At 35.4% G+C, this 12,226-nt stretch carries 18 protein-coding genes; all 18 read left to right on the forward strand.

Annotated elements, in window-relative coordinates:
* Nucleotides 1–6 precede the first annotated feature (6 nt).
* The 18 genes from IGI43_RS15850 (at nt 7) to IGI43_RS15935 (ending at nt 12,220) form a co-directional block, all read left to right on the forward strand.
* Complete coding sequence (locus tag IGI43_RS15850) at nt 7–273, forward strand: hypothetical protein (RefSeq protein WP_438758746.1); 267 nt, start codon at nt 7–9, stop codon at nt 271–273.
* Between the two features lie 48 nt (nt 274–321).
* Complete coding sequence (locus IGI43_RS15855) at nt 322–543, forward strand: helix-turn-helix domain-containing protein (protein WP_438758747.1); 222 nt, start codon at nt 322–324, stop codon at nt 541–543.
* Nucleotides 503–1,093, forward strand: a complete 591-nt coding sequence (locus IGI43_RS15860) for a hypothetical protein (RefSeq protein WP_438758748.1) — start codon at nt 503–505, stop codon at nt 1,091–1,093. Before IGI43_RS15855 ends, IGI43_RS15860 begins: the two co-directional genes overlap by 41 nt.
* Before the next feature lie 4 nt (nt 1,094–1,097).
* On the forward strand, nt 1,098–1,454 hold the full coding sequence (locus tag IGI43_RS15865) for a winged helix-turn-helix transcriptional regulator (RefSeq protein ID WP_438758749.1): 357 nt from the start codon (nt 1,098–1,100) through the stop codon (nt 1,452–1,454).
* Nucleotides 1,455–1,468: 14 nt separating this feature from the next.
* The gene (locus IGI43_RS15870) at nt 1,469–1,948 is read left to right on the forward strand and encodes a siphovirus Gp157 family protein (protein WP_438758751.1); all 480 of its coding nucleotides are present in this window, start codon (nt 1,469–1,471) and stop codon (nt 1,946–1,948) included.
* Complete coding sequence (locus IGI43_RS15875) at nt 1,948–2,652, forward strand: AAA family ATPase (RefSeq protein WP_438758752.1); 705 nt, start codon at nt 1,948–1,950, stop codon at nt 2,650–2,652. Before IGI43_RS15870 ends, IGI43_RS15875 begins: the two co-directional genes overlap by 1 nt.
* A gap of 3 nt (nt 2,653–2,655) precedes the next feature.
* Entirely contained in the window at nt 2,656–3,177 is a 522-nt protein-coding gene (locus tag IGI43_RS15880) for a hypothetical protein (RefSeq protein WP_438758753.1), read from the forward strand.
* 394 nt (nt 3,178–3,571) lie between these two features.
* Nucleotides 3,572–5,392: a hypothetical protein gene (locus IGI43_RS15885; RefSeq protein WP_438758754.1), complete on the forward strand. Its 1,821-nt coding sequence runs from the start codon at nt 3,572–3,574 to the stop codon at nt 5,390–5,392.
* A complete protein-coding gene (locus IGI43_RS15890) occupies nt 5,389–6,849 on the forward strand; it encodes an ATP-dependent DNA helicase (RefSeq protein WP_438758755.1) in 1,461 nt (486 codons plus the stop codon). The genes IGI43_RS15885 and IGI43_RS15890 overlap by 4 nt, the downstream gene beginning before the upstream one ends.
* A complete protein-coding gene (locus IGI43_RS15895; RefSeq protein WP_438758756.1) occupies nt 6,846–7,310 on the forward strand; it encodes a crossover junction endodeoxyribonuclease RuvC in 465 nt (154 codons plus the stop codon). Before IGI43_RS15890 ends, IGI43_RS15895 begins: the two co-directional genes overlap by 4 nt.
* On the forward strand, nt 7,310–7,648 hold the full coding sequence (locus IGI43_RS15900; protein ID WP_438758757.1) for a hypothetical protein: 339 nt from the start codon (nt 7,310–7,312) through the stop codon (nt 7,646–7,648). The genes IGI43_RS15895 and IGI43_RS15900 overlap by 1 nt, the downstream gene beginning before the upstream one ends.
* A 15-nt stretch (nt 7,649–7,663) precedes the next feature.
* Nucleotides 7,664–8,092 (forward strand): YopX family protein, encoded by a 429-nt coding sequence (locus tag IGI43_RS15905; protein WP_438758758.1) that lies wholly within the window; start codon nt 7,664–7,666, stop codon nt 8,090–8,092.
* A 94-nt stretch (nt 8,093–8,186) separates the two neighbouring features.
* The gene (locus tag IGI43_RS15910; protein WP_438758759.1) at nt 8,187–8,534 is read left to right on the forward strand and encodes a hypothetical protein; all 348 of its coding nucleotides are present in this window, start codon (nt 8,187–8,189) and stop codon (nt 8,532–8,534) included.
* 152 nt (nt 8,535–8,686) lie between these two features.
* Nucleotides 8,687–9,178 carry a DNA N-6-adenine-methyltransferase gene (locus tag IGI43_RS15915; RefSeq protein WP_438758760.1) on the forward strand — a complete coding sequence of 164 codons (492 nt, stop codon included), beginning with the start codon at nt 8,687–8,689 and terminating at the stop codon, nt 9,176–9,178.
* 89 nt (nt 9,179–9,267) lie between these two features.
* Complete coding sequence (locus IGI43_RS15920) at nt 9,268–9,720, forward strand: hypothetical protein (RefSeq protein ID WP_438758761.1); 453 nt, start codon at nt 9,268–9,270, stop codon at nt 9,718–9,720.
* 450 nt (nt 9,721–10,170) lie between these two features.
* Nucleotides 10,171–10,461: a hypothetical protein gene (locus tag IGI43_RS15925; RefSeq protein ID WP_438758762.1), complete on the forward strand. Its 291-nt coding sequence runs from the start codon at nt 10,171–10,173 to the stop codon at nt 10,459–10,461.
* A gap of 111 nt (nt 10,462–10,572) precedes the next feature.
* Nucleotides 10,573–10,926 carry a phBC6A51 family helix-turn-helix protein gene (locus tag IGI43_RS15930; protein ID WP_438756498.1) on the forward strand — a complete coding sequence of 118 codons (354 nt, stop codon included), beginning with the start codon at nt 10,573–10,575 and terminating at the stop codon, nt 10,924–10,926.
* Nucleotides 10,913–12,220, forward strand: coding sequence for a PBSX family phage terminase large subunit (locus IGI43_RS15935; protein WP_438758763.1), 1,308 nt, complete (start codon nt 10,913–10,915; stop codon nt 12,218–12,220). Before IGI43_RS15930 ends, IGI43_RS15935 begins: the two co-directional genes overlap by 14 nt.
* Nucleotides 12,221–12,226 lie beyond the last annotated feature (6 nt).

A 12,226-nucleotide genomic window follows, 5' to 3' on the forward strand; every position in this document is an offset into this window, starting at 1 on the left:
ATAGCAATGTCAGCACCAGCTAGAATGAGAGTTGCATCAGCAAATATGATCACATTACCGAAGAATCACAAGATGTACAAGGCACGAAAGAAAATTGAAACAGATTTAGAAATTGGAGATACGGCTTTAATCGATGGAGCTACAGAAATAAAAATTGTAAATAAAGGAAATTGCGCAGCTACGGTTGAATTTAATAATGGAGATCGTACGGTGATTAGTTTTGACAGATTACAAAAAAAGCCTACCTCGTTGGCAGACGAAGAAGGCAAGTAAGAAAAATTATCGTAACTGAATTATACCACGAAAGGACGTGAGAGGTAAATGAACTACATTAAATCTATCAGACGAAAAAATAAAATGTCTCGTGAAGAATTATCTCAAAAACTTAATATACCTGTCAAATTGCTCAGTAAATATGAACGAGCAACTAATCCAGTATTGACACTTCAATTAAAAGAACGATTTAAAAGTATTTTTGAATTATCCGAGGAGGAATTAAATTATGAAATTAAAGCCACAGAACACGCACAAACATCTAACTAATTTTATTTCTACAAGTTCGACACGTCCAGTTCTACAGGGTTTCCACTTTTTAGAAAATGGAAATGTAGAAGCGACGGATGGACATAAATTCTTAAGATTATTAACTGATACAGGTATTGACAAAGACTATGTGATACACCCAAAAACATTAATGAAAATTGAGGGGAATTATCCAAAAGTAGATCATTTAATCAGTCCGTATTTCTCTAAAAATTGTCATGTAAGTCAAAATGATTCGATAGCATTATGTGACTTTTTAAAAGGTTCTAAGAAAAACGATGTAGCAACGTTAACGTTCGAACAGAACATATCGGTAAGTTTAGAAAATGGTTCAACAACGGTCATTAATACGAAATGCACTAATGATGAGCAAATGGTTCTGAATGTAAACGCGACATACTTAAAACAAATTTTCGATTTTATAAAAGATATAACTGACGAAGAGGTATTGATCGGAGTCATCAGTGAAGAAAAACAAATGGTTGTAAAAAAAGACGATTTGTTCATAGCAATGTTGTTTCCCATAAAAATGGCTAAGAAGAAGGAGTGAAATCATGAATACAAGGAAGAAACGAGTGGCGAAGTTTATTCAAGCTAATCCAACTGCGACCAATCAAGAAATTGCACAAGAATTGGACATTAATGAAAATTCTGTAAAAGCTTATATTAGTCAATTGAAGCGCGATAACTTTATCAAAGTAAAACAGGACAAAGAAGGTCGTAAAATCGAAACGCTCGACGAATATGAGGCGGAAAACATTAATTCTGCTACGGCTCAAAAACTTGAAATTAAAAAAGAAGCATATACAAAATTACTGAATCGATATATGGATGATTTTGACTTAACGGACGATATCGACATTCATTTGAAACTAGGTAATTCGATTTTACGGATTTTAGATAATTTATAAGGAGTGGAAGAAGAATGAAACTTTACGAACTAACAGGGAACTACAACCAAGTTCTTGAACTAGCTGAACAACTTGATGCTGAAACGTTAAAAGATACATTAGATTCGATAGACGAGGCAATAGAAATTAAGGTAGAAAATACTGCGAAGGTCGTTCGATCACTAGAAGGTAATGTGGATGCGATTGACGCTGAGATTAAACGTCTAACTGCTAAAAAGTCTACACTAAACAATAATATCAAAGGTATTAAGTCTTACATGCAAGAATCAATGGAACAAGTAGGAAAAGACAAGATCAAAGGTCAATTGTTTAACATCGGCATTCAAAATAATCCACAAAGTGTGAATGTAATGGATGAGAAAAAAATTAACATGAATTATTTCATTGAACAACCACCGAAGCTAGACAAAAAACTACTCCTCGCCGATCTAAAAGAAGGCAAAGAAGTAGAAGGCGCTGAAATACAACAAACAAGATCGTTGAGGATAAGATAATGGTCCAAAAAATAAATGCAGAAAATATTAATCGTTTCGATAATTGGACAGCGTTGATTTATTCGGAACCAGGAAAAGGAAAAACAACTATGGTCAAGTCTTTGAAAGGACGCACGGTTCTTTTTTCTACGGATGGCATGTATCACGTCCTAGCTGGTTTAAAAAATATTGAGATTCAAGTAATGGACAATAAAAAACCATTTGATGAATTAGGTGCTTTTTACAAAGACATTTTAAAACGTCAATCTGAATTCGATAATATCGTTATTGATAATTTGTCATCATTCCAAAAGTTTTGGTTGAATGAAAAATCGACAGAATCAAAAAGCGGCATGCCTGAAATCAAGGACTACGGAGTAATAGATCGGGTATTACTTGATTTTATCGCAAGTTTAAAATCTTTAGGCAAAAACGTTTTGCTTTTCGCCCATGAAAAAAAAGTAGAAATAACGATGGAATCAGGTCGTGTTTATACTCAATTTCAACCGGATGTTCGTAATCTTGATGCAATTATGGGAATTGTCCCTTTGGTAGGGCGACTAGTAATTGCTAAAAATCAAGAAACGCAAAAAGAAGAACGCATCATTGTATTACAACCAACACAAACAACTAGAGCTAAAGATCAATTAATTGGTAATCTGCAGACCGTCAATCAGATGGATTTGCTTTCAATATTACAAAATAAAAACGAAGAGGAGAAATAACAAATGGGACTATTAGACACTTTAAGCAACATCAAAAAAGAAGGATTCGATCCAAAAAAAGATAAGGTAGCAACAAACTCTAAACTAGAAGCTGGATCATATCCAGTTCGTTTAAAATCAGCACAAGCAAATGTAGATAAAAATGACCGGACGCAATTAGCAGTAGCCTTGGAAGTCGTTTCAGGAAAAGATAAGAACCGTTTAGAAGTCATCTACTTCTCATTCGACGATGGCCTGCCAGACTTTGTGCTTGAAAAAAACGGTCGCACATTACTTAAGTTAGCAGCAATGGCAGAACTAGAACTTACTAAAAAAGATTTAACGGACGAATATACAACTGCACTTGCTCTTGAAAAAGTAATTGGCAATCAATTCTTAATGAATCTATCGATCGCCGAAAACAAAAAAAATCCAAATTTCCCTTATCGAAATTATGATTTCGGGCCATTGGATAACGAAGTTTCTGATCCATTTGGTGGAACAGGTTCTACTATTGACATTTCAGATGATGATTTACCATTCTAAAAAGTGGTTACAAACATGGTTACAAACGTAATTTTCACAAAGTGACAAAAACCTAGTTGAAGCTTAGAGCGACATAGGATTGAGCAAAGTTACAAAAAAAGTTACAAGGTGGTTACACAGAGCAATAAATAACCTCGGATTTGAAAAAATACCCAAAACTTTTGTAACTGTAACCATGTTTGTAACTTTTCTGTAACCACTCTAAACCTTACTCTCCCAATGGATGTAGCGATTTGGTTACAAAGTTACACCTAGTATATTTAAATACTAATAATATAGATAAATAGAAAGATATACCCTTTTTTGTAACTTTTCACAAAGTTTTAAGAGTATATCTGATAAATTGCTATTTGAATGTTTGACTAAGTTTACCATGAAAGGAGTGATAAAACAAGTGGGAGAAATAATTTTCGACAAATCGAAAAAGAACCTAAAAAAGATATACAACAGAATTAATTCTACTAGTTTGACAAAACATACAAGAATGGACGAGGTTTTATTTGTGGCCATTGGAGGATACAGCAGAACGTTTGAATTGCTCCTTAAAATAGGCTTAGACAAAGAAGACATTGCAACGTTTTCCAGTTTGAACCTATCACAAAACTTTATTACTGAGACACACCGAAAAAAAGTTGTCTATGTAAAAAAAATAAACTATGTGACAAGCGTCATCAAAGGAAGCACGTACTCAAGCAAGAATCTTGATTTGAACATCGCAGATGCTTTTGAAGAAAGTATGATGATCTATAAAAATGCCGAACGCACCTTGGTTATTGATAAACGAAGAGTGGTATGGAATAAACCGTCTATTGTGGTCTTGGATGATCAATCACTCAATCTACAATATGATGGACACCGTTTTCTTTATCAAAATGAAATTGGTTTCGTGCAAATCAGAAATAGAAATGCTGACCCAATGGTCATTGTTAAAGAATTAGAAGACGTGGAAGAAGCGGATAGAATGATGTTTGCTCTTTATCAAAAAGGGATTGTGGCAGAAGAAGAGATTTTAAACGCTCTTACTAAATTACAAGCAACGGCTTTTCGTCAAGTCGATCAAGAGTGGTTCATGAAACCTACTGAATACAAAAGTATTATAGGTTCGCATGAGTTAGCCAATGCCATGAAAGATATCAAAGAATTAGGAATCTATCAACTAGCTTCTAATAAAAAGATTGGGCGTGAAAATGCTCGATGGATCGTTATTCCAAATGTTGCGTTTGAATTTACTGGTTTTGAATATAAAGACGAGACGGATATATTCGAAGAGGAATTACGAACGGAAGAACAGCAAGAAGAGGCTTTGGCCTCTCAACAAGAGCAATTACTACAAAGTATCTTGTCTATTGAAATCCCTTTGAACATAAAAAAAGGATTTGTTGGAAATGACATGCAGCATAGTCCTTCGGAAACCTTACAATCATTTCTGGATGATGTCGACAATATAGAGGCTGAAAAGGTTGGTGGCATTGAATTACTATCAGGCGCTACTACCGAACAAGAATATAAACATATCAAGAAATATCAGCTTGCTTATTTTATTGATGGAACTTTTAAAAACAACGAACGATCAGATAACAATTACATGGGTGGTCGTCGCTTAATATCAATCGATATTGATGATGCTGAGTATACCAGGGAAGAAATAGAAAAGAAATTAGAGGGCCAAGGATTATTCGGTTTAATTTACCCAACAGCGAAATACTACTTTGATCAATCTAACCGTTGGAGAATCATCTTGATGGCAGATTGCGAAATGAACAAAGAAGAATATAAAAATGTGGTTACTGGCGTGGCGAAAATGTTGGAACTAGACATAGATGAAGCTAGCAAAAAAGTTGCTCAGCTTATGGGCTATCCGTTAGCTGTATCAGACGTTTCAACAATTATTGGCACAATGGTCAATGTGGAACAGTTTAGACCTGCTAAACGACTAGGGATGGATAACGTGGTCAATTTCTCTAATAGCTCAAAGTCATTATTAACTTTTAATCATGCTCAAGCTAAATTATTAACACAAGTATTGGATCATGGCGTTTCAGAAGGTAGCCGAAATGAAACCTATAGACAAGTATATATGTATCTAAACGATACTTTAAATAATCCTGAAATGGAAAAATGGCACCAAGAAGCAGCTGAACTGATCGAGAAGACTAAAGCACAAGCAATTTTAGATGGGCTCCCAGAAAAAGAAGTGGAAGTGATATACAGATGAAAAATTATTCAAAGGCACTACAAGCAAATATTGAAAGTACCTATACCTATGCCTTTGTCAAAAATACCAAAAATTATAAAGGACGAGCTGATCGATACAATCCAATTGATTTCTTTGATCATCTTTTGGAAGTAGAGAATCCGTTTATGGTTTTTATGGAACTTGACAGGTACGCGTTCAAAAATGCCAAAAATGCAATTGTGCGATATGGAATTAATTATACAGAAGAACAAGAAAGAGCAGCCAAAGTTTTTGTTGATGTTACTACAAAAATGCAACAAACAAGGAGTGACATTGTGGCTCTTCATATTGATGATTTAAAGGGGACGGGTGTTGTCTTATATGAAGAACCATATTATCTAACAACAAAAGATACACTTTATGTTGCGGAAGCGATTCAACGCCTTCCTAGGAATAAATTAACATTTAATCAAGTATATGATCAACACTTGAATATAAGCAAAGAACAGCGAGAAGCTCTAGAAACCTGTGTGAAGCATCAATTTTCTTGCATGGTTGGTGGTGCTGGAACTGGAAAAAGTTTTGTGACTGCAGAAATAATCAAACAGTTGGAATTGAACGGTAAGCACGTAGCTGTGTTGGCACCTACTCATAAAGCAAGAGAAGCATTACAGTCAAAAATAAAGGGAAGTAAAGTAAAAGTTCAGACGATTCACAGTTTTGTTTATAATCCTGCCAACTGTGATGCGATCGTAATTGATGAAAGCGGCATGTTATCAACTCCGTTATTTGCTAAATTAATGCGAATCTATGATCAGCAGCAACTAATTTTTGTTGGTGATAAAAACCAACTTGAACCAATTGAATATGGTCGTCCATTTGAACGTCTACAAGAAATCTTTAAAACAGCTGAATTAAAAGAAAATTGGCGGTCTGAATCTGCAGATATCATCGCATTGGGAAGAGAAATATTAGGTATTCCCCAAAATTCCAATATGCCAATGCCAAATATAGAGGTCGTAAGTGATTCAGATGAAGCATTCAAAAGAGGGGCAGAAGTAGCATTATCCTTTACGAATCATAACGTCAAAGTGATCAACGAACAGCAACGAGTCAAACATGGTTCGGTCACTATATCACCAAATTTTAGTATCAATGACATGATTGTTGCAAAAACAAATGAAAAAGACCGATTCTATAATGGTCAAATTTTCCAAATCATTTCTGCATATAGTGCTAAAAAGAAAGATAGTGAAGAAATCATCACATTCAAAAATCAAAAAGATTTAGATAATAATTTTGATTTAGCCTATGGATTAACTATTCACAAATCACAAGGGAGCGAATGGGATGTGGTTGCCTACCAACCAAGTGAAAACGATTATCAAAATCTAGCGTATGTAGCTGTTACTCGTGCGAAAAAGAAATTAATCATCATTGGCGATGCGATTAAAACAAACTACAAGCCTAATCGAGAATGGAGGCATATCGAATGAATTTAATCGCTTTTGACCAATCAACGACAGCAACGGGCTGGTGTGTAATGGAAATGGATAGCTCTAAAATTGTAGCCTATGGAGTTATTCGTCCTTTAGGACCGACAAACGAACGGATTCGAGAAATCATAAAGAAATGTATGACCTTGTGTAATAAGTTTGAGGCAACATTCGTATATATTGAAGGCATCCAGGTACAACGAAACCCTGTGGTATATGAAGTGTTAGCAAAACTAAAAGGCACTTTAGAGATATGTTTGGAAGAAAAAGGCTATTTTGTAAATGTTGTAAAAGCGACGGAATGGAGAAAACGGGTCGGTATCAAAAATAAAAAAAGAGACCTTGTAAAACAAGAAGCGCTCGATATGGTCAAAGATATATATTCAATCGAGCCCTCAGAAGACGAGTGTGAAGCAATTTTGTTCGCAAGGGCATTTTCCGCATTGGAGGTTGAAAACTGATGATCAAAAACCTAGAAGAATTTTGGACGAAAATTGACGAAATCCGAATAAGGAAAAATATTACATGGAAAGTATTGTTCGGCGGAAATGGTAGCTTAGCTGCTAATAAAACATTGAATCCTACGTTGAAAAGCATACTTAGCATGCAAGAAATATTAGGAGTTAGCTTAATAAATATTTTACCAGATGAAACATTTGAAAACTCTGGATTAATTAAAAAAGATCCAAAAGCAAGAGAGAAGATGGATTTGATCTATAGATTAACGAAAAATCCTGAATGGATGACTAATCAAAGGATAGTTGAGCAAGTGCAAGAAATTGGTAAGACGATCGTCTAGAAAGGACTGAACCGAATGAATGAACCGAAGTTTCGGGCGTGGGATAAAGAGAACGATGTAATGAGGTACGGAGTTTGTGTATCATGGAATGCCTACAATAGCGGAAACTTAATAATTTCTGTTGATGATGAATACGGGGATTGGAAAGAAATTGATTCAAAGTTCCTCATGCAATACACAGGGCTAAAAGATAAGAATGGTGTGGAGATATTTGAGGGGGATGTGGTGACAGGAGAAAACTTTCTATTTCCGTTTCCTGATAATAGACCATTGCCAATATATTGGGACGAAGAAACAGGAGGATTTCAGCTAAATGCATTCAACAAGAAGACTATTGAAATTTTAGGAAACATTTATGAGGATGGTGATTGGATTGGAATTGTAGAAGATATTGAGGAATACTTATCCGAAGAACTGCAGGAGGTAAAGGATGACTCTATTTGATTTTATCGACAAGCACCCGTATATGACTGTTTTTATTGTAGTTCTCATTTGCGGTACGATTTCAGATTGTTTTTCAAGAAAGGAATGAGTAGGGATGGAAATAGTTATAAATAAGCAATTCGGAGGCTTTAGGTTATCACATAAAGCCCTAATGAATATATACGAACTAAAGAACATTAAGGTGTTTCCATATTTCTTAGATATGGACTATGGAGATTATATAAATTATGAGTATGTTTTTACAAAAGTTCCATGTAATTACAATACGTCTTTAAATGATTTAGGAAGAAGTATTTGGTATTTAAAAAACAACCCTAAATGTCAAAGTTTTTCGATAGCAAGTGATGGTGTACTTCCAGAAACAATCGACGCTGAAGATGTATTTGGGAAAGATTCCAGAGATACAGACGCTAAAGAATTGACAAAGATGTCATTAAAGTAGTCAAAGAATTAGGCGAGGAAGCAAATACAAAAGTTTCCGAGTTAGAAATTGTAGAAATACCAGATGATTATGAATTTGCAATACATGATTATGATGGATTAGAAACGTTGTACGCCGGAAAAAATTTAATAAGGATTTAACCCAAGAAAGGAGTGGAGGTTTGTCGGCCGACACTAAAAAGCTTTTTACTCCTTTGTGATGATATGGAAAATAAAGCCTTATTTACAAGCAACAAACAAGACTGGGAAACACCACAGGATCTATTTAACGAGTTAAACAATAAATATCACTTTGATTTAGATGCAGCAGCAAGTCACGGCAATACCAAACTGCCAAAGTATTTTACCGCCGAGGATGATGCACTAAGTAAAGAGTGGCAAGGTAATGTGTTTTGCAATCCGCCATACGGTAGACAATTAGGCAAATGGCTTGCTAAAGCATGGCAAGAGCATCAACGTGATCCTGATCGCACTATTGTTTTTTTGATACCAGCAAGGACAGATACGAGCTATTGGCATAATTACATCTTTGGTAAAGCAGAGATTGAGTTTTTACGAGGGCGTATTAAATTTGAGGATAACGGGCAAAAGAAAGATGCTGCTCCGTTTCCGTCAGCGATTGTAGTTTATGGTGGTGATAGCTGATGCGTGAGTATTGTGTTAAACGCAACGGGTCCATGAACAGGCGGCAAGCTTTTGGTGGACTATTTAAATAATACAGGAGGGGTAGCGGATTGAGCAAACATTACAAAGTAAGCGAAGAAGCTAGAAACTATGCTAGAAAAGTTCTGCGTCTTCACAATTACGAAAAGAAACAAATTAAAAAGATTGAAGAAAGCTTGCGTTATCCTTATCAAGAAACGGATGAAAATATCGGCGGTTCAAGAGTTAGTTCAAATATTGCACCGCAAGAGGCGGAAGCTGAACGAGTATGGACCAATGAAGAGTTTCTAGCTACTGTTAAGCATGTGAGTGTTGTAGATAATTTTCTTGAAGATATTTCAGATGAAGCAGTTAATCTAGTTAGGAACAGATATTTAAGTGACAACGGAAGCAAAGAGCGTAGGCCTAAAGAGTTGCCTAACTGGGTCAAAGTATCAAAGTTGGTCCATTTATCAGAAGATGCATGCAAAAAACAAGATTCCTTACTCGTTAATTCTTTAGCTAAACGGTTCAATCTGAAGTGACGGCACGAATGGGGGTGTAAATTAGGCACACAACTAGGTAAAAAGACGGCACACAACACCCTTAATATAATGATATATTGATATTATGAAAAACAAAGATAAATCACCTACAGCAAACAATTACACAACTATCTTTCTCAATTTAAAAAGAGAGTGATATTGCTGTAGGTGGGGTACATAAAAATAATTATCTATATCACCGGAATGAACGATTAAGTATAAACTCGCTACATGTATCCAGCATCGAAAGAGAGTCAAGCTGAAAATAAAATCAAGTAAGAGTTTTAGAATTATTTGAGTTTAGATGAATTATTGGATATTTTTTGTGTATTGAGAACCAGATTTAAACTTATATTATGATAGCGTGAATAAGTCTGACATAAAGTCTTTTTTTAAAGAATATTCTTTGGTATAATTAAAGCATTCAAAGAGAAAAGAGGATTGGATATTATGTTATCAGGTAAAATGAAATTCAAATGCAATAACAAAGAATGTTCTGAAGTGATTGAGGTAGATTCATCCGACTTTGATTTTCAGAATACATGGACTGACGAAGATCGTGGAATGGGATCAGAGGAAGGGTACGAAGGGGAAGTGCAACTAGTATGCCCTAATTGCAATGAAGAATATGAGGTATCTTATGAATATACTGAATACCCAATAGGTGCACCAAATTTTGAAGATGGTCCAAAAATTAATAAAACTGTAGAGATTCTAGAGAACAGTTTAACAATTTTTTAGTAAAGAACACATATTACTAGTCATCGCTCATGCGGTGGCTTTTTATATTACATAAACCGTCATTCGTGGCGGTTGTTTTAGTTTAGTTTATTTTAGATTGGAGGTGATTTTTTGAAACTGAATAAAAAGCATCAAAAGGCTATATATATGCTGTTTGAAGGTTCTTTGAAGCGGAGAGAAATCGCCGAAGAACTAAAGGTAAGCGAACAGACTTTGTATAACTGGCTAAAAGATGAAGATTTTACAAAAGCATATGATGAATATATACAACAGATAATGGGTAAATCATCTGGCAAAGCGTTAAACACAATGTTAGCTTTAATGACTGCTCGATCTGAAATGGTAAGGTTCAATGCAGCAAAAGATATACTTGATCGTGGAGGGTTTGCACCAGTGAGTAAACAAGAAGTGACTAATATTCAAACCCCTATTTTTGAGGACGATATAGGTGATGACGATGGCTAGAAAAAAATTATCGAAATTACTACCAAAGAAATTCCATTCGGTTTGGCGAGTTACTCTCAACTCAGATATTCTCAACATTATTTGTAAAGGCGGTCGTGGTTCTGGTAAATCATCCGACATTGCACACATTATCACGCAGTTATTAATGCGCTACGCTGTAAATGCTGTTGGTATTCGTTATGTAGACAATACGCTTGAGCAATCGCTGTATGAGCAGATGAAATGGGCGATTGAGCAACAGGACGTGACACATCTGTTTAAATGTAACAAATCGCCATTAAAAATAACGTATCTTCCTCGTGGCAACTATATGATTTTCAGAGGTGCACAGAATCCTGAACGGATTAAATCATTAAAAGATGCAAGATTTCCATTTGCTATCGGGTGGATAGAGGAATTGGCCGAATTTAAAAATGAAGATGAAGTAACGACTATCACTAACTCTCTACTACGTGGAGAATTAGAGGATGGTCTTTTTTATAAATTCTTTTACAGTTACAATCCGCCGAAAAGAAAACAGTCGTGGGTTAATAAGAAATATGAGACAAGTTTTCAGCCTAAAAATACTTTTGTGCATCATTCTACGTATAGAGATAATCCCTTTATATCTAAAGAATTTCTTAGTGAGGTAGAAGCAACTAGAGAACGTAATCCTAGGCGCGCCGAATGGGAATATGACGGCAAAGCAATCGGCTCTGGTGTTGTGCCGTTTGACAATTTACAAGTTAAAGCAGGATCTATCACAGATGAGATGGTAGCTAATTTTGATAATATTCGGAATGCTGTCGATTTTGGTTATGCTACTGATCCACTGGCTTTTGTGCGATGGCATTACGACAAGAAGAAGAATGGCATTTATGCAATTGATGAAATATACGGCGTTAAGATCAGCAACCGTGAGTTTGCTAAGAAATTAAATGACAAAGGCTACCAGTCAGACAGGATGTTTGCTGATTCAGCTGAACCTAAATCTATTGCGGAGTTAGCGAATGAACACGGTATTAAAAAGATAACTGGCGTTAAAAAAGGTCCTGACTCAGTAGAATACGGCGAGGAATGGTTAGATGATTTAGACTTTATCTGTATCGATCCATTGCGAACACCGAATATTGCACGAGAGTTTGAGAATATTGATTATCAGACCGATAAAGATGGTAATCCTAAACCTAGGCTTGAGGACAAGGACAATCACACGATTGATGCTACGCGTTACGCGTTTAGTGAGGATATGTGGGCAAAGAAAAAATCTACGATTACTAATAAACAAAGAAATAAAATTAAACGAATGTTTTAAAGGAGT

Origin of the sequence: Enterococcus sp. AZ126, assembly GCF_051714545.1 — a bacterium.
GTDB lineage: Bacteria > Bacillota > Bacilli > Lactobacillales > Enterococcaceae > Enterococcus_L.